General features: G+C 48.4%; 20 protein-coding genes. 10 read left to right on the top strand and 10 right to left on the bottom strand.

What is annotated here, in order from left to right; genetic code table 11:
* Window positions 1-101 precede the first annotated feature (101 nt).
* The gene (locus tag B7982_RS09520; protein WP_088660532.1) at window positions 102-1,274 is read right to left on the bottom strand and encodes a sugar transferase; all 1,173 of its coding nucleotides are present in this window, start codon (window positions 1,272-1,274) and stop codon (window positions 102-104) included.
* Between the two features lie 212 nt (window positions 1,275-1,486).
* Between B7982_RS09520 and B7982_RS09515 the strand changes: the two genes are divergently transcribed.
* The 8 genes from B7982_RS09515 (at window position 1,487) to B7982_RS09480 (ending at window position 13,047) form a co-directional block, all read left to right on the top strand.
* Entirely contained in the window at window positions 1,487-4,036 is a 2,550-nt protein-coding gene (locus tag B7982_RS09515; protein WP_233138477.1) for a TIGR02171 family protein, read from the top strand.
* A gap of 45 nt (window positions 4,037-4,081) precedes the next feature.
* A complete protein-coding gene (locus B7982_RS09510; protein WP_088660530.1) occupies window positions 4,082-5,371 on the top strand; it encodes a homoserine dehydrogenase in 1,290 nt (429 codons plus the stop codon).
* 31 nt (window positions 5,372-5,402) lie between these two features.
* On the top strand, window positions 5,403-6,836 hold the full coding sequence (locus B7982_RS09505; RefSeq protein WP_233138476.1) for a sugar transferase: 1,434 nt from the start codon (window positions 5,403-5,405) through the stop codon (window positions 6,834-6,836).
* Window positions 6,836-7,699, top strand: a complete 864-nt coding sequence (gene nadC, locus B7982_RS09500) for a carboxylating nicotinate-nucleotide diphosphorylase (RefSeq protein WP_073423287.1) — start codon at window positions 6,836-6,838, stop codon at window positions 7,697-7,699. The genes B7982_RS09505 and nadC overlap by 1 nt, the downstream gene beginning before the upstream one ends.
* Window positions 7,700-7,844: 145 nt before the next feature.
* Window positions 7,845-8,780, top strand: a complete 936-nt coding sequence (locus tag B7982_RS09495; RefSeq protein WP_088660528.1) for a UDP-glucuronic acid decarboxylase family protein — start codon at window positions 7,845-7,847, stop codon at window positions 8,778-8,780.
* Between the two features lie 109 nt (window positions 8,781-8,889).
* A complete protein-coding gene (locus B7982_RS09490; protein ID WP_088660527.1) occupies window positions 8,890-10,371 on the top strand; it encodes a DUF3943 domain-containing protein in 1,482 nt (493 codons plus the stop codon).
* A 171-nt stretch (window positions 10,372-10,542) separates the two neighbouring features.
* Window positions 10,543-11,376, top strand: a complete 834-nt coding sequence (locus B7982_RS09485; RefSeq protein WP_233138475.1) for a helix-turn-helix domain-containing protein — start codon at window positions 10,543-10,545, stop codon at window positions 11,374-11,376.
* Window positions 11,377-11,520: 144 nt separating this feature from the next.
* The gene (locus B7982_RS09480; RefSeq protein WP_088660525.1) at window positions 11,521-13,047 is read left to right on the top strand and encodes a toxin-antitoxin system YwqK family antitoxin; all 1,527 of its coding nucleotides are present in this window, start codon (window positions 11,521-11,523) and stop codon (window positions 13,045-13,047) included.
* A 15-nt stretch (window positions 13,048-13,062) separates the two neighbouring features.
* On the opposite strand, the gene B7982_RS09475 is transcribed toward B7982_RS09480, so the two are convergent.
* The 4 genes from B7982_RS09475 to B7982_RS09460 form a co-directional block, all read right to left on the bottom strand.
* On the bottom strand, window positions 13,063-13,749 hold the full coding sequence (locus B7982_RS09475; RefSeq protein ID WP_088660524.1) for a hypothetical protein: 687 nt from the start codon (window positions 13,747-13,749) through the stop codon (window positions 13,063-13,065).
* A 3-nt stretch (window positions 13,750-13,752) separates the two neighbouring features.
* Window positions 13,753-14,562 carry a YgcG family protein gene (locus tag B7982_RS09470; RefSeq protein WP_088660523.1) on the bottom strand — a complete coding sequence of 270 codons (810 nt, stop codon included), beginning with the start codon at window positions 14,560-14,562 and terminating at the stop codon, window positions 13,753-13,755.
* Between the two features lie 95 nt (window positions 14,563-14,657).
* Window positions 14,658-15,872: a hypothetical protein gene (locus B7982_RS09465; protein ID WP_088660522.1), complete on the bottom strand. Its 1,215-nt coding sequence runs from the start codon at window positions 15,870-15,872 to the stop codon at window positions 14,658-14,660.
* Between the two features lie 2 nt (window positions 15,873-15,874).
* Window positions 15,875-16,927: a hypothetical protein gene (locus B7982_RS09460; protein ID WP_088660521.1), complete on the bottom strand. Its 1,053-nt coding sequence runs from the start codon at window positions 16,925-16,927 to the stop codon at window positions 15,875-15,877.
* A gap of 251 nt (window positions 16,928-17,178) precedes the next feature.
* On the opposite strand from B7982_RS09460, the gene B7982_RS09455 reads away from it, so the two are divergent.
* Window positions 17,179-17,817 carry an alpha/beta fold hydrolase gene (locus B7982_RS09455; RefSeq protein ID WP_088660520.1) on the top strand — a complete coding sequence of 213 codons (639 nt, stop codon included), beginning with the start codon at window positions 17,179-17,181 and terminating at the stop codon, window positions 17,815-17,817.
* 13 nt (window positions 17,818-17,830) lie between these two features.
* On the opposite strand, the gene lnt is transcribed toward B7982_RS09455, so the two are convergent.
* Genes lnt through B7982_RS09440 form a run of 3 tightly spaced genes read right to left on the bottom strand, consistent with a single transcriptional unit; the run spans window position 17,831 to window position 21,035 of the window.
* Window positions 17,831-19,777: an apolipoprotein N-acyltransferase gene (lnt, locus tag B7982_RS09450; RefSeq protein ID WP_233138474.1), complete on the bottom strand. Its 1,947-nt coding sequence runs from the start codon at window positions 19,775-19,777 to the stop codon at window positions 17,831-17,833.
* 20 nt (window positions 19,778-19,797) lie between these two features.
* Entirely contained in the window at window positions 19,798-20,484 is a 687-nt protein-coding gene (gene rsmI, locus B7982_RS09445) for a 16S rRNA (cytidine(1402)-2'-O)-methyltransferase (protein ID WP_073423278.1), read from the bottom strand.
* 50 nt (window positions 20,485-20,534) lie between these two features.
* Window positions 20,535-21,035, bottom strand: coding sequence for a hypothetical protein (locus tag B7982_RS09440; protein ID WP_233138473.1), 501 nt, complete (start codon window positions 21,033-21,035; stop codon window positions 20,535-20,537).
* A 118-nt stretch (window positions 21,036-21,153) separates the two neighbouring features.
* Here B7982_RS09440 and B7982_RS09435 point away from each other — a divergent pair, with 118 nt between their 5' ends.
* On the top strand, window positions 21,154-21,873 hold the full coding sequence (locus B7982_RS09435; protein WP_088660518.1) for a UDP-2,3-diacylglucosamine diphosphatase: 720 nt from the start codon (window positions 21,154-21,156) through the stop codon (window positions 21,871-21,873).
* 15 nt (window positions 21,874-21,888) lie between these two features.
* Here B7982_RS09435 and B7982_RS09430 read toward each other — a convergent pair whose 3' ends face one another.
* Together B7982_RS09430 and B7982_RS09425 are read right to left on the bottom strand one after the other, a co-directional pair.
* A complete protein-coding gene (locus B7982_RS09430) occupies window positions 21,889-22,245 on the bottom strand; it encodes a hypothetical protein (protein ID WP_233138472.1) in 357 nt (118 codons plus the stop codon).
* Window positions 22,246-22,348: 103 nt separating this feature from the next.
* Window positions 22,349-23,086, bottom strand: coding sequence for a hypothetical protein (locus B7982_RS09425; RefSeq protein WP_088660516.1), 738 nt, complete (start codon window positions 23,084-23,086; stop codon window positions 22,349-22,351).
* Between the last annotated feature and the right edge of the window lie 129 nt (window positions 23,087-23,215).

Genomic DNA, 23,215 nt, shown 5'->3' with positions numbered 1-23,215 from the left:
TCAAGAATTTTAGAACTTAGAACATCTCTCTTTTCTCTAAAAGAAAATAACTAAGTTCTAAGAGCGGAGCGGACTAAGCTCTGCTAACTGCGCCACAGGCGCTAGTAAGCGCCGTCGCCCTTGAACACGACCTTGAACGTCTTCAAGATGAGCTTGAAGTCGTCCCCGAGCTTACCATCGCGACGGATATAGTCGTTGTCAAGGCGCATCTGACCTTCGAACGGGATGTTGCTGCGGCCACTGACCTGCCAAATGCAGGTAAGGCCCGGCGTCACGGAAAGGCGCATGCGGTGCCACGGCTCGTATTCAGCCACTTCAGACGGAATCGGCGGGCGAGGTCCGACAATGGACATGTCGCCTTTGAGAATGTTGATGAGCTGCGGCAGTTCATCGAGGCTGAACTTGCGGAGAACGTGTCCGAACGGGTAAATACGCGGGTCGTTCTTCATCTTGAAGGTCTTGCCGCCAGTCTCGTTCTGGGCCATGAGTTCTTTTTTGCGTTCTTCGGCGTCAACGTACATGCTGCGGAACTTGTACATGGTGAACAACGCGCCGTTCTTGCCAACGCGAGTCTGCTTGAAGATGACCGGGCCCTTCGGGTCGCTGATTTTGACGGCGAGCGCACAGAACAGCAGGAGCGGAGAGAGTACAATCAATGCAACAGACGTGCAGGTGATGTCTACAATCCTCTTGATGATGTGCCTAAAGCGGATCTTGTGCGGGTGGACCCAGATGTCAGAAAGGTTCAAACGGTTCAGCGTGAAGAAGCTTCCGTTAGTGCTGTTGAATTCCTTCAACTTGTCGTCCATTTCGAGGTTGTCCTTTTCCTGGTATCCGGTGTAAAGGTATGCCTGGAAAATAGGGGCCTTGGGCTTGTGGCGGAGTGCCTGGATGAGCCCTGCGTCATTGAGCTTGTGGAGGATCTCCTTGCGGATGCCTTCGAGCGTGCTCATGTCGGAATTCAAGAGGATGATGCCGATACCGCTATTGTCGCTCAGATAACCGAGAACGTCGATAAAGCGCAGGTGCGAAAACATCGTAAGAACGCTGATTTTCCACGTGTTTTCGACAATTTTGGACGGACGGCCCCAGCCGAGCACGTCGTACTGGTGCGAATAAATCTTGATGAAAAGGAAAGGCTTGCGGGTGCGGTTCGCGCGCAAAAATTCCTCGTTCAACCTCGCCTTGAAGAGCCTTGCGGGGTAAACGATATTCTTTAACTTTTGCTCGTTAAGGATTGAACCGATAGTCGGATTTACTGCTTCCTGTTCCATGCGCCTAAATATATAAAAAAGAGAATTGCTTTTAATCAAGGCCATTTTTTAGGCGTTGTAAATCAATGTTTGCAATACGGACTTTTTTTATTAGATTTTTTGCAGAAGGATAGAAAATGATATTTAAGCTTTTAGGGGCAATTGTCTTTGCGGTATTTTTTGCGGGATGCCAATCGGATGGGGGACCAACCGAGGTTTTGCCGTATTCGGGAATGCAGAGGCAAATGTTGCTTGTCGAGGGGTCCAAGGATACTGTTATACTGGGCACAAATAAGAACGGTGCCAAAATAGACGAATCTCCGGAAATGGAAGTCTTGCTCGACTATGATTATTGGGTGGACGTCCATAAGGTAACTTGTGGTGAATTTAAGTCGGTCATTGATGAATCGGTTGTTGAAAATCGCATCGATTGTGGCCCGGATAGCTTGCCTGTTGTCAATGTGACTTTTTTTGATGCCGTTCTCTTTGCGAATGAAAAAAGTAAAACAGAAAATTTGGACACTGTCTATGAATATTCTAGTGCGGAATTTGACAAAGACGGCCGTTGCGTGAATCTTGCAGGGCTATCTTTCCATCTCAATAGGAAGGGGTTTAGGCTTCCGACCGAAGCGGAATGGGTTAAGGTGGCCTCACAAAAAGATAAATGCCTGGATTGCTTCGAAAGAGAGAAGGAGTATGTCAACGACTACAAGGGTATTTTCAAAAATGAGGTCATGATAAATTATGCGGGCGCTTCCAGTACAAATGATGTCGATGAGCGAATTATCAAGGGTGGAGCTTCGTCAAGCCTTTATTCAAGAGGGGGAACGTATCCTGTAAGTCCATCTACCTATGATGACTATATTGGATTTCGTTTGGCGATTGGCGTAATCCCTGATGCGGCTTTTTTGGATCAAGGCGGAAAAATCGTAAATTCTCCTGTCAAAGTGGTTTCATCGGTATTGAAACTGTGGGATTACACAAAGACATCCAAAGTTAAGCTTGTCTTTAAGAACGAAGCTACAGGGAACCTCAATTACATTGATTATGACAACGAAAGTAAAGTTGTTGAACTAGTGGATTCGGTGCCGGCTTATCACCCGGATATTTCACCGGATGGGAGCAAGGTTGCCTATTGTACGGGTATTGAGGGGCTAGATCGCAAGTCTCAGGTTTATGTCCGTAATTTGGATGATGGCAACTCTGGTATTGTGAAATTGGATGTAGAAAGTGCCGCGATTCCTCGCTGGAATGTTTTAGAAAGTGGCGATACCGTTATTACCTATGTGACGGGAGCCGGTAACAATTCGAGCGAAAAATCCTTCAAGAGCATGAGCACGTGGCAAGTTCCTTTTGCAAACGGAAAGTTCGGAAAACCTGTTAAGTTGTTTGATGGTTCGTACCATGGTGGTGTCAGCGAAGACGGAAGGCTTGCCGTTACGGGGTCGAAAATTCTTCGGGCTAATGTCAACGGAAAAGAGACTGTCTGGTATAATGGGGAACAATCTTGCAATGTGTCGCTTTCGAGAGATTTTAGCAAGCGTACGTCATTTCTCGATTTCCATAGCGCCACGGGTGAAAAATTTGTGGGCGATAAGTACAAGGTTCATGAAATTCTATTTGTGGCGGATAGTACCGGAAAACTTATTCAATATGTAAAGGCTCCTTATGGTTATGCTTTTGACCATCCTGAATGGGTGACTGGGCGCGTGAACCAGAATATTGTGGCGACCTTTACAAATTCGGATGGCGCTCATTCAAAAATTGTCCTCGTCCATTTGCCCGATAGCTCTATTACATATCTTGTCGAAGGCGATGAATTGTGGCATCCGAGTCTTTGGGTTCGTGAAGCGGCTAGCTCCAGTTCTTCAGAAAGTGTAATGAAGAACGTTTTGTTGGATGAAGATAGTGCGGGTTTTTATGTGAAAGACAATGAATTCCAGGAAGCGCACTGGAGTTATAAGATGGAACTTGTCTGGACTTATTGGGATTCTGCGGATGTCGTTATTTTGGGGTCTTCAAGGCCTCAGCACGGTATAATTCCGGCCTTGTTCAGTGATCAGTTTTCGGTAGTCAATCTAGCGAGTGCGCACGGGTGTATGCATTCTTCCTATTATATGGCGTTGAACTACGTGTTGCCACATTATAAAAAGCTGAAGTACATTATCATAGAAATTGCACTTGATAGGCTATGGCTGACAAAACAGAATAGTTTCTTTAATCTTAGGAGCCAAAATATCAAGGGGTATGTTTACGATGCCAATCACGATTTCTGGAAGTCCGGCATTCCAGAAGGTCTTAAGGAAATGACGCATGAAGTGCCCAAGGTGTCTTCTTATGCGGCTAACTTGACTGGGCGTGGGGCAATGCCTTTGAACAGCTGTGGCAACTGGAGGTCGTCTGTTTATGCGGAACGCGATACGGCATGGCTAGATACGGGGCGAGTCCGTCTTGAAGAAACTTTGCTCTACTTGACCGAAATTATAGAGCTCGCAGGTCAAAAAGGAATTAAGGTGATTGGGGTAGAAATGCCGCAAAATCCGAATTACAAGAACGTGAATGCTTACGGAAAGTACGGGTTGCGCAATAGCGATGCTCCTGAAATCATCGAACAGATTGAATCTTTGACTAAAAAGTACAGCAATTTCACGTTCTTTGACCAGCACAAGATGGGGAAACACGATTATCTGAAAGGCATGAATTACGATGATGACCACCTCTGTCGTGCGGGTGCCGAGCAAATAACCCACCGTCTGGATTCCCTGTTGAAAACATTGGACTGATTTTTTCTACATTATAGCGCGTAAAATTTAAAATGGAGACGCTATATGTTGCGTATTGGTTTAATTGGCACGGGTACCGTTGGTGGTGGTGTCATTCAGATTCTTGAACAGAAGATTGCCGAATATAAGGAAAAGCTTGGCGTTGAGTTGGAACTCTCCTGCATTTGCGCCAAGTCCGAAGAAGAAGTGGCCCCGTACAAGGCTAAGGGCTACAAGGTCTCGACCAATGCCGACGAAATGATTGCTGGCGACGATATCGACGTGCTCGTGGAACTCGCCGGTGGCTACAACATGCCGCGCAAGTGGATCCTCGCTGCTCTCGAAAGCGGCAAGCACGTGGTGACGGCTAACAAGGCTCTCCTCGCCAAGTACGGTCACGAAATTTTCCCGCTTGCTGCAAAGAAGGGCTTGCATGTCCTGTTCGAAGCCGCTGTCGGCGGTGGCATTCCTATTATCCGTAGCCTGCAGGAAGGCCTGCTCGGTTCTACGGTGGAACACCTGAGCTGCATCATTAACGGTACTTGCAACTACATCTTGAGCCGCATGGCCGAAGAAGGTCTCGACTTCGACGTCGTCTTGAAGGACGCCCAAAAGCTCGGCTTTGCCGAAGCAGACCCGACTTTCGATATCGAAGGTATCGACTCCGCCCACAAGACGGCCCTCCTCGCAAGCCTTTGCAGCGGCAAGCGCGTGGACTTCGAAAAGATTCACGTTACCGGTATTTCCAAGATTACCGCCCAGGATATCGCATTTGCCAAGGAACTTGGCTGCTGCGTGAAGCTCCTCGGCATCTACCACCGTGAAGGTGACCGCGTGGACGCCCGTGTCCATCCGTGCTTCGTCCCGAACACGAACTTGCTTTCTAACGTGAACGGCGTCATCAATGCTGTTTACCTCAAGTGCGACAACCTCGGCGAAACGGTTCAGACCGGTGCCGGTGCAGGCCGCCTCCCGACCGCATCTGCAGTTGTTGCCGACCTCGTGTCTCTCGCTCGTTCTACCGACCAGGGCAGCCGCAAGGCACTCCCGATGGGCTGGTTCAACGTCGAAAACTCTGCAACGCTCGTTCCTATCTCCGAAACTAGCGCCCGCTACTACCTCCGCTTCACGTCCCGTGACGCTTGCGGTGTGCTCGCCAAGATTACGAAGATCCTTGCAGACAACAACATCTCTATCGAAACGATTATCCAGAAGAACGTGAACGACCCGGGCAAGGTGTCCATCGTCGTGATTACGGAAAAGACTCTCGACAGCAAGCTTTCCAAGGCTGTCGATGCAGTGAACTCTCTCTCTGAAATCGTTGAGAAGAGCCAGGTTATCCGCTTCCTCGCTTAATTAAAGGTCGTATATGATTCGCGCAACTACTATGGAACGAATTCTCTTAATCCTCTCGGATTTTGCAGCTTTGTCGATTTGCTTCGCCTTGGCGTTTTGGGTTCAGTTCCATAGTGGCCTTATCGTAGACAAGTTCGACCCGAGCAAGACGTTCGCAAGCTATTGGCAGTTTGGACTCGTCTTGAATATCGGGTGGCTGACCTTGTTTGCCTTTGCCGGATTGTATCGTTCCTGGCTTTTGTTATCAAGAACACACCAGGTGCTGCGTGTACTTCGCGCTGTTGTAATCGGTGTGGTCTTGATTATAGTTTGTCTCTTCGGTGCCGAGTTCATGGGGAAGGTCTTTACGAACCAACCGCTCAATGAAGGCTACCTCTATGGTTCCCGGTTCCCGTGGATTTTTATTTACGGCGGCCTTGCAATTTTGCTTGTCGGCCTGTTCCGTATGCTCATCTATGTCTTTTTGCGGGCATTGCTCCGTAAGGGCTATGGGGCGAACAACATTCTCGTGCTTGGCGCTACTGAAGCGGGTAAAAAGATTGCCCGTGACTTGGCGAAGACTCCGGCTCGTGGTCAGCGTGTTGTTGGCTTTGTCGATGAACGCTACCAGGTCTTGCCGAAAAAGTTTGCGAAGGTTCCGGTTCTCGGCAAGTATTCCGATTTGCCTGCACTTGTCAAGAAGTACAAGGTCAGCGGCATTATCATTGCGCACGAAAGTACTTCTCCGCAAGAGATTATGCGCGTGCTCGTCTGGATTTGCGAACTCCCGCTCCATATTTACATTGTTCCTGAACTTTATAGCGTCGTGAATGGCCGCTTCAAGGCAAACCTCGTTTACGGTTTTGAATTGCAGGAACTTTTTGCGTTTACGATGCCGCCTTGGCAGGTTCGCGTCAAGCGCATTATCGATATTGCTTTTGGCTTGTTCCTCGGACTTTTGTCTCTCCCGGTCTGCCTGTTTGCCGCTATTGCAATCAAGCTCGATGACCATGGTCCGGTTTTCTATTCGCAGGAACGCATTGGCCTTTACGGCAAGCCGTTTACGGTCTACAAGTTCCGCACGATGCGTACCGATGCTGAAAAGTTCGGTGCCCAGTGGGCTACCAAGAAGGACCCGCGCATTACACGAATTGGCCGCTTCTTGCGCAAGACCCGCATTGATGAACTTCCGCAGATTCTTTGTGTTTTGAAAGGCGATATGAGCATGGTGGGCCCGCGTCCGGAACGTGCCGTGTTTATCGGCAAGCTCCGTGAACAGATCCCGTTCTACATCAGCCGCCTCAAGATGAAACCGGGCCTCACAGGCTGGGCTCAGGTTTGCCACCACTACGATACGAGCATCGAAGACGTGCAGATCAAGCTCCAGTACGACATGTACTATTACGAGAACATGAGCTTGCTTCTGGACTTCCAGATTTTGGCTCGAACAGTTTATGTTGTTTTAACCGGAAAAGGCGCACAGTAATGTACGGCGATAATTCTACTCCAGTATTCCCAACCGAAGATGCTTTGACCATGATCCGCCTCGCTTTGGCGGAAGACGTTCGCACGGGTGACGTGACCAGCGAATGGACCATTCCTGCGGACCAGAAACAGCATGCCCGCCTCATCGCCAAAGAAGATGGCGTGCTCGCCGGCCTTCCGATTATCGAACTCGTGTTTCAGGAACTCAAGGCAAATGCCAAGGTGACGCTCCACAAGAAAGATGGTGACGTCGTGAAGAAGGGTGACTTGATTGCCGAACTCGATGGCACAACGCACGAACTTTTGACGGGCGAACGCACGCTTTTGAACTTCATCCAGCAACTCTCCGGTGTGGCAACTGTGGCTCACACGTTCCAGGAAGCTTTGAAGGGCGGTAAGACCAAGGTTCTCGACACCCGCAAGACGATTCCGGGTTTCCGCACGTTGCAGAAGTACGCCGTTCGCGTCGGTGGCGGTTCCAACCACCGCATGGGCCTCTTTGACATGGTGCTTGTGAAGGACAACCACATTGCAGCTGCCGGTGGCGTGCTCGAAGCTCTTGAAGTTGTCAAGAAGAACAACAAGCAGGGCTTGATGGTCGAAATGGAAGTCGAAAACTTCGACCAGCTCCGCGCTCTTCTCAACAAGGGTGTTGACGTCATCATGCTCGACAATATGAGCAACGAAATGATGGCCGAAGCCTTGAAGATTATCAAGGAAAGCGGTGACAAGGTGCTCGTGGAAGGTTCTGGCAACATGACGCTCGAACGTGCGAAGCAGATTGCAACGCTCGGTCTCGACTTTATCTCTGTCGGCGCCCTCACGCATAGCGTCAAGGCTCTCGACATCTCGATGAGAATTTAATTCGAATTTGTTATGGCGGGCGTTGCCCCGCCATCTAGCTGTCATGCCCGATGCTGAATTGTCATGCCCGCCACCGAGCGGGCATCTCCTTTATTATTCTCCTTTACTATATTTCTTACATCTTGACGCTTTATGGGAGTTTTTTATGCGTTGTTTAGTTACTGGTGGTGCTGGATTCTTAGGAAGTCACCTTTGCGAAAGACTTTTGAATGACGGTCACGAAGTCATTTGCTTGGACAATTACTTCACAGGCCGTATGGCTAACGTTGCCCACCTGCGCGACAACCGCAATTTTGAACTCATCCGTCACGATGTGACTGAACCGATTCTTTTGGAAGTGGACCGCATTTTCAACTTGGCCTGCCCGGCAAGCCCAATCCATTACCAGTTCAACCCGGTAAAGACCATCAAGACAAGCGTCATGGGCGCAATCAACATGCTCGGCCTTGCAAAGCGCGTCAAGGCCCGCATCTTGCAGGCTTCTACAAGCGAAGTCTATGGCGACCCGGCTGTGCATCCGCAGACCGAAGACTACTGGGGAAACGTGAACCCCATCGGCATCCGCAGCTGCTATGACGAAGGCAAACGCGTCGCCGAAACGCTTTTCATGGATTACCACCGTCAGAACAAGGTCGATATCCGCATCGTCCGCATTTTCAATACGTACGGTCCGCGCATGCTCCCGAACGACGGTCGCGTCGTTTCGAACTTTATCGTCCAGGCGCTCAATGGCGAAGACCTCACCATCTACGGTGACGGCAGCCAGACCCGCAGCTTCTGCTACGTGGACGACCTCATCGAAGGCTTTGTCCGCATGATGAACCAGGACAAGATTATCGGACCGGTGAACATCGGCAATCCTGGCGAATTCACGATGCTCGAACTTGCGAAGGAAGTGCTTGAACTCACGGGTTCCAAGAGCAAGATTGTCTACAAGCCGCTTCCGGGGGACGATCCGAAGATGCGCCGTCCGGACATCACGCTTGCCAAGAGCGCTCTCAAGTGGGAACCGACCATTCCGCTCCGCCAGGGCCTCGAAAAGACCATCGTCTATTTCGACAACTTGCTCAAGGCAAAGTAACCATTTATCTTAAATATTTGTCGTTCATTCTCTACTTTAGGGGAGTCGTCGAGACTCCTCTTTAAATTTTTCGATAAAGTTTTAGCTTTGATGAAAAAGAGAGAGTAAAATGCTTCGCAAGTTGTTGTCATCGCTATTGTTTTTGTCTGTAGCCGCTTTGAGCGCGCCCTTATTTTCTGACCAAACGATTCCTGAAGATTCTATCAATGTCGGTTACACAGTAACGAATACGACGTTCGAAGACACGGTTGACATCGATGCGCTAGAAAAGCCCAAAGAAGTTTACCCGCTTATCGTCTTGGGGGAGGTCCTTGGCTTTAACGGATTTGTTTGGGCGTGGGACCGTTATGTTTTGGACAAAGGGTATGCGCGCACGGGGCCGAAATACTGGAAACGCAATATGAAGGAAGGTTGGCAATGGGACCATAACCATTGGGCGATTAACTTTTATGGACACCCGTATCAGGGGGCGACTTACTACAATTTTGCACGTGGCGCGGGCTATGGTTTTTACGGAAGCCTCTTGTTTGCCGCATTGGGGAGCTACACGTGGGAAATGTTTGCCGAGACGGAATACCCTTCCATCAACGACTTGATTGCCACATCGGTTGGCGGCGCTGTCTATGGCGAAGTCCTCTACAGACTCTCGCGAAAACTTTATGGCGTTGATGAATCCGCATGGTACAACCAGGTCGGCGCATTTGGAATGGCTCATTCCGCTTACTTACAAAGAAAAATATTCGGCAACCGCGATATCATCACGGGTAACTCACCGTTGGACCTTTCTATTTTCTTGGGAACGGGTTCGCACTTCGGGAACATCTATCGCTATGGTGGCCGCAATGAGGATGACTTGGACCAGCGCTGGGACGATAAGCATATTATGTACGGTGCCGAAATTGAATACGGCAAGCCGTTCCGCAAGGTCAAGCGTCCGTTTGACTACTTTAATTTGTTCACTCGCGGTGAAGTCGGCCCCGATGGGACGCTTTTCCAGCTTGACGTGACGGGCAAGCTTACAAACGCCGGTGTTCATGGCCGTGGGCATTGGGTGGACTTTGCGACGTATCTCGATTATTGCACGTTCTATGGTGACTTCGCAACGGTTGGCACAATCTCTGTCGGTACGGGTATTGACTTTTCGCTTTGGCTTTTGCCCTCGATGCGTTTCCGCATGTACCACCAGATTTACTTCATACTGCTAGGCACGACGGATATGGGCTACGATGACCTGATTCGTGAAGTGCACCCGGAATATGAATCGGATATGGACAATTACCAGTACAATATGGGTGCAAAGTATGTGTTGGGGATTGAAGTTTCAATCGGGAAAAAGTTCCGCTTCAAGAACAAGACGATTGTCGATGCTCTGCACACGATTCCGGGCTCGCTACCACACTATGGAGCCGATGGCTGGGACATGTTGCTGATGAACTACACCTCTGCGGAATACAACTTGACGGATAGAATTGCCATGGGTGGCCGTTTCGATACTTATGCCAAAATCGCCGCTTATTCCTCGGAATTCTTTGAACCCATGAGCCGCGGCGTCTTCGCGTACACCCTGTACTTCAGCTATAAACTGTTTTAATGGAGTTATTAGTCCTTAGTTACTAGTTATTAGAAATGTCATCCTCGACCGTTAGGGAGGGGATCCATTGACATTCATTCTACTTTTTGCTATGATGTTTATATAATGAATGACCTTCCTTTTCATAAGAATGCGAATATCCGCACTGCGGATTTTTCGATGCTGAATTTTTTGCGTCAAGCAAACGTGTTGCCCGATAAGATTGCAATGATCACCAGCCTCAAGGAATTCGGGCTTGAAAATTATGTAAAAGTCCAGGCGGCGGTGCTCCTCTTGGTGAAACGCGGTTCTGTAGATGTTGAACTTGACCTTAAGACTTACCACCTCGAAGCGGGGGCCTTGTTCGTTGTGTTCCCAGAACAGGTGTTGCGAGCCAAGAAGGCTTCTGCCGATTTTGAACCGGTGTGCATTGCTTGCTCCAAGAACATGATTGATGAACTCATCATTCGCTTTGATGACAATACGCGATTGATTTTAAGGTTCCGTGAAAATCCGCTTCAGCAACTCGACAAGGGCAAGTTTGAACAACTGAATGCAAGCTTTGAATTCTTGAAGAAAAAGTTTGAAACGACAGAGACGAATGCTTGCCGCTTGCAGGTCCTCAAGAATCATCTGATTGGACTTTTGTACGAATGCATCGGCTTTGTCGATGAATCGCTCACGACGGATGTCGTCAAGAGTCGTGGCCAGGTGCTATTTGCGCAGTTTATTGACCTCGTCGTCGAAAAACATCGCGAACAGCATTCCGTGAAATTCTATGCCGATGAACTCGGCATTACGCCGAAGTACCTCTCTGCCGTTGCCGAAGAGCAGACTGGCAAGAATGCCAAGCGTTGGATTGACGAACATATTGCGCTTGATGCAAAAGTTCTGTTGCGCTCGTCTTCCAGAGACATCCAGAAAGTCTCTAAGATTCTGAACTTCCCGGATGTTTCGTTCTTTGGAAAGTTCTTCAAGCGCCTCGTCGGAGTCTCGCCCAAAGCCTACCGCAAAACCGCAGAATAAGTTCGTTAAACCAATGTTGTCATGCCCGGCCTCGACCGGGCATCTCCTTTATTTACGATAATTTAACCAGTTGTCTATAATCATTTTTTTTCGTATGTTGTATATTACTAGATTGTTCTTAATTTGCAATAAATAAGTCTGATTATGAAATTGAAAAAGGTTGTCTTATTCACGCTGCTTTTGGCCTCCGTTTTACTTCTCGCCGCTTGTGGCGAAGAAGAGCGCAAGGAATATTACAATCAAAATACGGTTAAATCCATTACAACATATTGTAAAAATGTCAAAGAGGGCAAATACATCTCTTATTATTGGGGTGGAAAAGTAAAAGAGACGGGCTTTTATAAAAATGACAAACCGAATGGTGTGTGGAAATCGTGGCACGAAAATGGACAACTTGCTTTTGAAGGCTTTTATCATGAAGGTATGCGGGATAGCGTTTGGAGATGGTGGCATAGCAATGGACAATTGTCGAGAGAAGAATTTTATAAAGGTAAAATGTATAATTACTGGATTCAGAATTGTCATCGACTTTCGGGTTGCTATGATGACTTTATTCGAGATAGTGTAAGTAGAGAATGGTATGCGAATGGAAAAATAGAATCAGAAGAACATTATAAGAACGGAGTGCGAGAAGGAACTAGTAAACGTTGGTTTGATAATGGTCGATTGCATTCTGAAATGTTTTATAAATCAGGGAAAATAGATGGCATCTTGAAAATTTGGCATTATAATGGGCAAAAGCTTTGTGAGCATGGTTATAGATTAGGCCGAAAAGAAGGGGCGTGGAAAGCATGGTATGAAAATGGTTTTTTGGAACTCGATGGAATGTACAAGTCTGATAAACGAGAAGGACCTTGGAAATCTTGGTATTGGAACGGACAATTGGCGGAAGAATCTTTTTATGTATCGGGTAAAAAAGATGGTGTTAGTAAAAAATGGTTTCATGACGGCAAGTTGAAAGAGATAATTTCGTATAAGTTAGGAGAATATGATGGCCCTTGGAAAGCGTGGTCCGAATACGGACAATTGAAAGATGAACGATTCTATAAAAATGGTAAGTTCGAAGGAACTTGGACAGAATGGTATATAAATGGTCGTCTGAAATCGAAGGTCATTTATAAAGATGGTAAACGTTATGGAACTTGGAAATGGTGGTATGAAAATGGGAAAATGCAATGGGAAGATAATTATGTATCAGATAAAGCCCATGGCGTATGGAAGAGATGGTATAAAAATGGAAAATTGAAAGCCATGTTTTATTATAAAGACGGCAATTTAGAAGGCGTTCGGAAAAAATGGCATGAAAATGGGAAAATCGCCGAGGAGGAACATTATAACGAAGGAAAACTCAACGGCGTTAGAAAAACGTGGTTCGAAAATGGACGTTTAAAGGCTGAAGAATACTATGAGTTAGACAAGCCCATAGGTGTATGGAAAAAATGGAATGAAAACGGTGAACTGATTGAGGAAGAAACTTTTAAAGACGGATTTAAGACATCCGTCCTTGATAACCCTGTTCGTCGCGATGATGACAAAATGAAGGAAAAGAGACGAAAGTCTGTGCCGACAATTCCTGTACTAGAGAGACTGCGAACTCTTTATGTTGATGATTCTTTGAAAGCTCGACAGTCTATTACAGACGAACCTGTTTGGAAGAGAAAGTTCGATTGATCCGCCTTACAATTATTAAACTTTCATCGCATCGACTTGATTGACGATTGCAGTCACGGCTTCGATGTACTTGTTGATGTTTGATATAATCACGTCGTTGTCTTTTGACATTTCGGGGATGCGCACGCCCGGGAACATTTCGTAAACTTGTTCGTGATTTTCGGGATAATTGCCTGTTGAAAGGTAATAGACACCGTAAAGCAAGGGGAGGAGTGTCGTTGCAGAACGCACGTAAATCCCGTGCGGATTGCGGTCTTCCTTGAGGTAAAGGAATGCTCGGCGTAAATGCACGAGAAGTCCGCGCAGTTCGCGTTCGCATTCGATTCGCAGTTCTGCGAGGTTCGGGTAAAAGTCTGCAATCGGCGCCTCGCCACAAATCGTTACATTTCGGCTCTTGATATGCAAAAATTCCAGCGGGAACACGTCTTGCGAAGTCTTGATTTCATAACGGCTGAACACGTGATTGAACACGATGTTCTCATGCTTAGCTTTTGATGTGAGCTTTTGTAGCGGGAGCAGGTCCTGTGCGGAATTGGACTTCAAGATGAAGCTGACGGTCCATGGAGATTCCAATGCGGAAAACCCTTCCATAAGGCAATCTCCGTGAACGAACGCCGAAACGAGATTGTCGCCGAGCGCTTCTTCAAAAAGTTTCGGCCATTCCGAATTCTGAAATTCTGCAACGCTTAAAATCTTCTTCATAGTTTACCATCCTCCGCCGGAGCCGCCACCGCCAAAGTGGCCTCCACCAAATCCACCGCCGAAACCGCCACCAAAGCCGCCTCCGCCGCCAAAACCGCCAAAGCCTCCACCGAATCCCCCTCGTGGCCCGTGATGCCCGCGGCTGCTATTGCTAAGGGCGTTCCCGAGCAGGAACCAGAGACATCCGTTTCCGCGCCCGCCGCCGTTCTTCGAAACAAGTAGGAACAGAATCACGAAAATAATGAGTGCGAGTCCGAATGGGCTGTTTTCTTCTTCTTGCGGGAGCTGGTCGGTATTGACCTCAAGCGTGATGCCTTTTTCCTTGGCGACAACTTGCGCAATTTCCCAGGCGAGCATCATCACGCCCTGGCCATACTTTTCAACTCTGAATGCAGGGACAATCGTCTTTTGCTGGAGCCGTTCCACGAGCACGTCGGGCAAGTAGCCCTCGGCGCCATAGCCGACTTCGACACTACGCTTGTGCTGCTTCATCGCCGCAAAAATCAGGACGCCTTCGTTTGATTTGTCGCCAACGCCCCAGCTTTCGGCAATGTTCAGTGCGTAATCTCTAAAGTCCGCAAAGCCGATGTCATGGATGAGCGCTACCGCAAGTCCAAAGCCTGCTTTTCTGTAAAGCTCTTCAGAAAGCGCATTGACGAACTGCACTTCTTGCTTTGAAAGCAAGCGGTCTTCGTCGTACACGTAACTGTTCTGCGGGCGCTTGGGGAGTCCCGCCTTGTTCACCTTGAAACCCGCCGCAACCGGGATTGCGAGCAACAGAATGAACAGTATCGATAAAATTCTTTTTTGCATAGAAAAAAGCCGCTAACCAGCGGCTTTGCAAAGATACATTTATAAATTGTCTAAAATTGCATCTATTGGTTTTGTGACCACGTGAATTCCATCAATTATTTGCAGAGCGGCAACAGCTGCTTCTGGAGCGGGCTAAAGTCCGTCTTCTTGATAGCGCTGATGGTTGCATCAACTTCATTCTTGCCGACACCTTTTGCCGTTGTGAAAAAGTTGACCTTGTCGCCCTTGATAGAAATGGTAAAGTCAAAGGACGAGATAAACCCGAGTTTGCCTCTGAAGGTGTTTTCGATTTCTACGCTAAGTTCCGGTGCCGTCGATTCTTCGTCTGGGCTGACGAAGATGGACTTCTTCGAAAGAGCGTTTTCAAGAGCGTTGCAAGCGTTTGCGATCATGTCGCAGTTGAGCTTGACTTCGCAACGGGAAAGCTTCACGCGGTACGGAACTTCAAGGGCGTTTCTCAAACCAGCCTTTTTCAGAACTTCAAGCGGGAAGTTCGGCTCCACGGTAATCACGTACGGGCCCTTGTCGAAGTTGACGTTGCGCAGCTTGAACGTGGCAATACCATTTTTCTGCGTACGGCGTTCTGAGAGAGTCTTGCTTTGACGAGCGACAAGCGGGAAGCTTGGCACAGGACCAATCGAATCCTTGACGATTACATTCCAGGACGGCATTTCGGCCTTGGTCAGTTCAAAGTTCGGTTCGGTCGTCGTTGTAATCGTGATGTTCGAAAGTCTTTCGATGAGCATGTTCTCGATTTCGGGGAGACCATGTTGCAAACGATGGCTGTCGTCCAGCGGATAAATATCGGCAAGCTGGAGCAGATAGAAATTGTATTCGTTGACCTTGTCTTCGGCTTTTTCCAAGTCGTTTGCGGCATTGATATAAACGCGAGTGTCGATAGCCTTTCTAGCGGACTTCTCGAGTTTAGCGATGTCCTGTTTTAAAGTCTTCAGACGGAACTGGAGGCTTGCGGTGAACTCGTCCATGTCGAGAGTTGCGGTTGCCTTGAAGCCTTTATCCACTTTTACAGGAGTCACCTTGACGCCTTTCAAGACGACGTTGCTCTTGACATTGCTCTTGGACCTGTAAGTTTCACCGAGGACGCTTTTGCCATCGTTGATGTCTTCGTACTTGGTCAGAGTCTGGGTGGCGCTAACTTGGGACTTGATCTGCTTTGCGACGCCTGCCATGGCGGTGTTGTTCGCATCTTCTTGCGATACTGTGGAGGTGGCGGTGTAGGTGACGATTTTCCCTGCCATCGCCGGGATTACAGCAAGACACGCACAAAGGATAAGGGCTTTGATATTCATTACTAGTTCAGCTCCATCAAAATCAGCTTACGAGTGATGTTATTCTTCTTGGTCTCTGCGATAGGCTTGAATACCTGTCTGATCTTCGAGTAGACTTCTTGGGAATCCTTGTACTGCAAGGGATTGGCGTAGATGACGAAGTCAAGTGTCTTGGCGGTCATCACGTTTACCTTCACGGAACTGAAGTTGCTCTTGAGGCCCTTCATGATGGCGTCGTGGAGGTCTTCGGTCTGGCTGTCGGAGTATTCACCCTTGATGTTAACGACGACCTTGTACTGTGTACCCTTGGCGAGGTCCATCTTCCAGTATCCGAGAATCTTCTGTTCAAGTCCGGGCATAGCCTTGCGGACGGCTGCGCCGATGTTTGAATTGATGTTGATTTTGGAAGTATGGCCGTTGTTGCGGACGACTGCAGACTGCGAACCGAGGAGGCGTGCGGTCGAGGTTTCGTAGGCAGAAACTTCGACGGAGACTTCGTCATTCGTCACTTCTGGGGTATACTTAATATAGATGTCGGCATCCAAAGCCACGCTTGCAAGGTAAGACAAGTCGTCTTCCGTATTGGCGATATCGCTTTGCATCTGGAGGATGCTGCTCAGCTCGGCCTGACCATCGACAGACTTGACCTCGTAGTTCTTCTTGGTCAGGTAGCCGTTAATGGCTTCTGCTGTTGTGCGAGAGTACGGGCTTTCGCTAGAGAGGTCTGGAACTCCGTCCTTGAGAGTCAAGTTGGGAGAGACCATGATAATCGGGGTCCCGATGTCCTGGATGGCGCTTGCATTGGCGTAAGTTTCAGTTGCGGCAGATGTCTTTTGAGCTACTGCTGCCGGAGCGCTTGCGTTAAATGCCGTAGGCGCAGCTGCGGTCGATTTTACTGCAGAATTTGTGGTAGAGGCGAATCCGTCCAGTTCGTTATAGGCGCTTTCTGCTCTTTGTCGGGTAGCGGCGTTCTTTTGACGATTGTCGGAATCATTCTGTTTTACGGCATGTGGTGCGGAACAGGCTGTTTCGGCCAGAAGAAGAGCTAAGCAGAGAGAAGGAATCAGGTGTCTCATATTACAATTATCTCTTTATAGGTTTCATATTTTTTTTATACAGATAATATACAATGTTTTGTGTTCGGAAGTAAACAAATATTACGAATTGTAAAATACTTTTTTTAAGAGTTGCTATCAAAGCAAAATTTGGATATATATATCTATAAGACTACGTTTGTTAAAAAGTTTTGCGGATAATGGAAAATTTATCAGCAATTATGTAGTTTGGAGTGTGTTTTAGTAGGCTCTTCACATGAGTGAGGTTGTATATGAGCGAAAAATGGATCTGGCTGCCTGATTGGGCCTCAAATCTCGGGATTTGGGAAGATGATCTGATGGACGTAGCTCCTTCGGCAAACCATAATTATGTGCAGTACAGCCAACTGGCTGAGTTTTTAGAGAAACCGGAGGATATTCCGGAGTTCAAGAAAGCTTCTACGGTAGTCGCCTGGGGGCTTGGAGCCTTGTCGTTGATGTGTTCTACGGCGGGTCCGCAAAAGGGGCAAAAGTGGATTTTGCTTTCTCCATATGCAGATTTTTGCGATGAAATCGGTAACTGGACTGTGCCGAATTTGCACTTTATGGCGCACCAGCTCGAAACGACCACGGAGCCAGCACTCAAGGCTTTCATGGAGCTTTTTGAGGAAGATTTTGGCGACTGGCAGGACGACTGGTTTGATGAAGCCAAGAAGTATGATGCTGATTCGCTTGCCAAGGGCTTGATGTACCTGGCATCGCACAAGGTGGAATCTGTAATCCCGAACAGCGAGAACATCCAGGTGCTTTATGGGCGACTGGATGCGACTGTCCAGCCGGAATGGACGTTGAAGCTTAAGGAATTCTTGCCCAATGCGGAATTCAAGGAACGCCCCAAAGCCGGCCATTGGCCGCCGATGCTGTTACTTTGAGTTGCGAAAAATGTCATGCCCGATTTAATCGGGCATCTCCTTTATGCAATCTCGAAATAGCAAATATTGCAATTAGGTAAATGGCAAAGAACCAAAGCAATGCAGTTTCGACAAATTCGCCTACAGATGTATAGAAGGTGCTCCTCGTCTTGAGGGGCATTTTTCTTTGGATGACGCGCATCTCGAAGATGCCGGTGTTCTGGTCATAGTGACCGTACTGGTCGATGAATGCCGAAACGCCACTGTTGGCGAGGCGTGCCACCGGATAGCCGTAGGTGACGGCCAAGTGGCGCACGATGTTCAGGTGCTGGAATGGGGCGGTGCTGCGGCCGAACCAGCCATCATTCGTGATGTTTACCATCAGGCGGGAACCTGCGCGGATGGCGTCTCTAATGAGGTCTCCGAAGATGGCGTCGTAGCAGATGTATGGCGTCCAGTTGTAAGGTCCATAAACGGGCGTTTCCTTTCCGGGGACAAAGTCGCCTTCGCCAAGGTCCACGTAATTGAGAATGGGGAAAACGTCATCGAAGGGAATGCGCTCGCTGAAAGGCACGAGGTGCTTTTTGATATAGCGCTGCGGAAAGTTTGGATCGCCCGGGGTAAAGAGGAACGAGGCGTTGTAGATTTCAAAGCGGCGCGGGTTGTTCATGTCGTCCGAAACGCGCTTGTAGTCGAGCGCTCCCGTGAGAATGCTTGAGTTTCTCATGTCGGCCATCTGGTGCAAACGCCTCAGGACTAAAGGCTGTCTGCGGATGTGGTCCGGGATGGCGGTCTCGGCGAGGAGAATCAAGTTTGTGCCTGGCTGAACGCTATCGAGCGCCATGTTGAAAGTCTTTGTGACAATGGAATCGAAACGGGCCTTGCTCCACTTGGCGCCTTGGGCAATGCTTGGCTGCACCATCGCGATGGATGGATTTTCAGGAGCGCTTGCGTTGTGGTACGGGGCTGCTTCCGGTGATGAAAGCACGCAAGAGCCGTGAATCAAAAGAGCCATGAAAATCACGAACGGAACGGCAAAGAGCGCGAGCTTCTTGCGGCCTTTCTGCAAAAAGGCGTAAGCGACAACCTGGTTCGAGGTGACAATCAGGATTGTGTAACCGAACACGCCAATGATGGAAAGTGCTTGGATCAGTTCGAGGTAATTGCCGAACGTGTAACCGAGATGGTTCCACGGAAATGCGAAATCACCGTGCGTGCGGAACATTTCGATGGATGCAAAGAAAACGGGGAAGAGGATAAGCAAGTACGCCTTGCCTTTGATCTTTAAGTTCTTGGCGGTGGAGTAAGCAAATGCGGCAAGGACGTTGAACAAGCTCAAGTAAGCGATGAGGAGTATAAGCCCGAGGAAGATAAGTCCTGAAGGCGCTGTCTCGACATTCATCACATTGCGGATCCAATAGTAATTGACGGTGTTGTAGACCATGCTTGCCCAAAATGTCGCAAAGACGGCAGTCTCGCGATTGTACTTGTTGAGCATGATGAACCACGGCACAAGCAAAACGAGAGTGGCAGGGCCAAGAGGCAAAGGCGGGAATGCAAATGCGAGAAATCCCCAGGAAATTGTGGCCAAGGCGATTGCAATGCGCGCGTCTTTTTGCTTAAAGAGCTTGACGTTCCAGCGGATGAACAATGCAAACCAGTAAAGCATCATCGGGATGAACGTCGTTACAATCTGGAAAAGCCCGGCATGGCTGCGCGTGAGGTAATCCAACGCAAGGAACGTAAAGACGATAATGCCGTACGTGTTCATGAACCGCGCAAATGGACGGCGAGCGTTCTTTATGAACAAGAATGGGAGTGCCGCAACGATAGGCAACAGCTGCGGAATCTGCGTGTAAAGCCCGGGCGTATCCGGACGCAACAGGAACAATACAAATTCAACGGCAACGAGTACCGCGATGTAAATCTTGTAAGCTCGCGGAAGTGCTTTAAGCTTGTTTAGGAACTGGTCGATAGTCATTAGTCGTTAGTCGGTAGAACTTAAAGACCGCTTTTGTCTTGGGGATTGAACACGAGCACGAATTCGCCTTTGGGCGGGTGCGACTTGAAGTGTGCGGAAATTTCTGTCGGCGTTCCGATGAGGTGTTCCTCGAACTTCTTGGTCAGTTCACGCATCAGTGCAATTTTGATATCGCCAAAGACAAGCTTGATTTCTTCGACGAACTTGTCGATGTTGTGCGGGCTGGCGTAGAAAATCTGTGTCGCTTCTTCGTCCTTCAACTTCTCGAGCAAGTGGATGCGCTGGGCGCTTTTCTTGGGAGAGAAATACTGGAACGTAAAGTGGTCGGTCGGCATGCCGCAAGAGACGAGTGCGGTAATCATCGCGCACGGTCCCGGGATGGCGCGCACGTCAATACCTTCGCGGACGCATTCTCGCACGAGGTTGAATGCCGGGTCTGCAACGCCGGGCGTTCCTGCATCGCTTACGAGTGCGATGTCGCCGGTATTCTTCAAAAAGTCGACGTACTTGGGCGTGACCTTCTCTTTGTTGAAGTCATGGTAGGCTTCCATGGGCGTCGTGATGCCGTAATTGTCAAAGAGAATTCTCGAATGGCGGGTGTCTTCGGCAAGGACGAGGGGAACTTCCTTAAGGATGCGCACAGCGCGGTAGGTGATGTCTTCCATGTTCCCGATGGGAGTCGCTACGATGTATAAAGTGTATGACATGATGTAAAAATAGATTTTAGACGAGAGTGTAGAGACTCCTCATTCCGAATTTAATAGTCGCTCACGCTATTTAAATCGGTGAGTCTGTTGGAATTGAGCTCAAATGCCAAGCGCTGTACGAGCTTGCGGTGCATTTCACGGGACGCCCTGTTCACGAGATCGGTGCGGAGACGCCCATATAAAATAGCGTTAATGTCTTGCTGCTCAATGAATTCCACATGGCGTACGAGTGCCCCATTGCAAAAGATGCGTGCCGAAAGCTCATATGTCCAGGATTCATTGACGGGGAGGATAGGCCACAGCGGAATGAGGACTCCAATATTCCAGGCGGAATTTGGTTCGTTCTGTTGAACTGTCGCCTTGATGGTTGCGTCCCCGCGGCATGTGTTGCGCGGAAATTCTGTTTCGCTTGCAGCCTTAGTGTAGGCTCGTAGCAAGTCTTGCGAAAGTTCTAGCGAGTCGCTCCCGTAAATAAAGGGAATGTTTCCAAAAAAGCTGAACGATTCATCGGTCAGGGGGATTCCTTCCAGGTCGCCTTGCGTGAGTTTCATGGAGCATCCGGAGAGGATTGCTGCCAAAGAGACGGCTAAACATGAAAATTTGACGATGGAGCGCATGTCTCAAAGATATAAAAAAACGAACGGCTTCGATTTTATTTAGATTGTGCTTATGGAATTGCCCGCTTATTTTATTAGTGACGCCCATCTAGGAATCGACCCGCCGGGTGCGGTCCCCGATAGGGAGCAAAAGTTGATTCAACTTCTTTCTTCGTGGAAGGGGAGAGCAAGCCACGTTGTCGTGGTTGGAGACCTTTTTGAATTCTGGTATGAATACAACTATTATATAGCGTCGGCACATTTCAACTTGTATCGGGCTTTTGCGGAACTGGTGGAATCCGGAGTGGAAGTCCATGTCTTACAAGGGAACCATGATTTTGCCTACGGAGATTTTTTCCCAAAGCATCTTGGCGTAGCTGTACACAAATCCCTGGTTCTTGAAATTCAAGGAAAGCGCGTGTTCTTGACCCACGGTGATGGTGTTCCCAAGTCCGATTACGGTTACCGCTTTATGCGCAAAATTTTGGACCTGCCCTTGAACCGTTTTCTGTTCAAGCAAATCCATCCGGATTGGGGAATGGGGCTTGCACGCTTTGTTGGGCGCAACAGCCGTAAATACGGCGAAAGCCGCACTATAAAAGTCGAAGAATATCTCGAATGGGGCAATCGCATGCTCAAAAAGCAACACTGCGACTACTGCGTTCATGGTCACCACCATCTTTCGGGTATTTGGAATGTACCGAATGGTATTGTGGCGTCCCCCGGGGAGTTTATAAAAAATCCCACCATTCTCTGCATGGAAAATGGTGGGTTGAAATTGGTTTCGCTTTAAGTGGTTTTGTAGAAGCTATTCTGCGGAATCGCTTGCTCGGCCTTCGGTGGATTGAACCATCTTTTTGCTGGAGTTTTCACCCCAAAGCTTTGCGACAAGGTCGATACTTGCAAATTCCTGCCAGTATTGTTCTACCCAGCACCAGTGGTGAACTTCACCCTTTTCATCGGTGATCGTCCAGTTCTTATGTACCGAGAAGGTCAGTTTCTGAGCTTGCGGGGTATAATAAGGATCGGATGATGTTTCCGGCTCAAGGGTGATTGTCCAGGTCTTGCCTACAGTTCGCTTGTAAATCGCGACATTGAATGCTATAAGCAAGGCCAGAAAGATGAGGGTCCACTTGAAGTTCTTCTTCGTCAGCAAGTATATCACAAGGAGAACTAATAATATACTTAGCGCTGCGAAGTTGTAATGAGTCGGATAAAATACTTTGAACACTTCAATCATTTTATCTTCCCTCTAGAACTCCTGAAGATTACTTCTTCTTAGCGGCCTTCTGCTGTGCAACGAGGGCTGCGACGCTGAACGTGAGGACGTTCTTGTCGACCTGGCTTTCTGTACGGAAACTCTTGAGCGGAAGAGCGATGCCGTGAGAAGAAAGCGTGCCCATGAAGGATGCATTAGCATGGCTTGCAATGGTACGGACGTTGATGAAGCCCTTGTTCTTGCTGAAGGTCAGCTTGAAGGTCTTCTTGGCTGCATCGTATTCTGCAACCATTGTCTTGTTTTCCTTGGTATTCAGAGCATTCTTGGTGTTGTGGTCAAAAATGATGGTACCACGGGTGTCAATGGAAAGCATGGTCTTGTTGCCAACGGCATTACGGCATGCGAGAGTTGTCCATTCGCCCTTCTTCTTTGCGCCCTTTGCGGTGAAGACGTACTTGTTGCCTTCCTTGACGAGCGTGTATGCGCCAGTTGCAACCGGGAGACCGATAGCGTTGAATGCGCCCTTGAAATAGAGGAACTTGGACTTAGAGCCGATAATTCCGTTGATAAAACGGAAGGAAGTGGACTTCGGGGTCTTAATCGGCGTGATAGCCACGCGCTTGCCAACCGGGTCGACTTCGACGTCTACATAAGGACCTACGTCGACGGTACGGCCATCTTCAGTCTTGGTCTGAGTGGCAAGCTTGTCGAGCTTGAGGGCCTTGACAGCTTCTTCTGGGAATCTGATGAAGCCACGAACATCCATTTTAACGATTACGTTTTCCATTTACACCTCTTTTGTTTGTTTTGTTTGATTGACGATAAAATAAAAATTTAAAGTCCAAATGTCAAAGATTTTCACTGAAAAAGCATGTACAAAGGATAAAAATAGCTTTTTCGTAACCAATAACATTTG

The organism is Fibrobacter sp. UWB2 (genome assembly GCF_002210425.1).
GTDB lineage: Bacteria > Fibrobacterota > Fibrobacteria > Fibrobacterales > Fibrobacteraceae > Fibrobacter > Fibrobacter elongatus.
The sequence above is the reverse complement of the archived record's forward strand: the minus strand, read 5'-3'. Positions and strand labels throughout refer to the sequence as shown.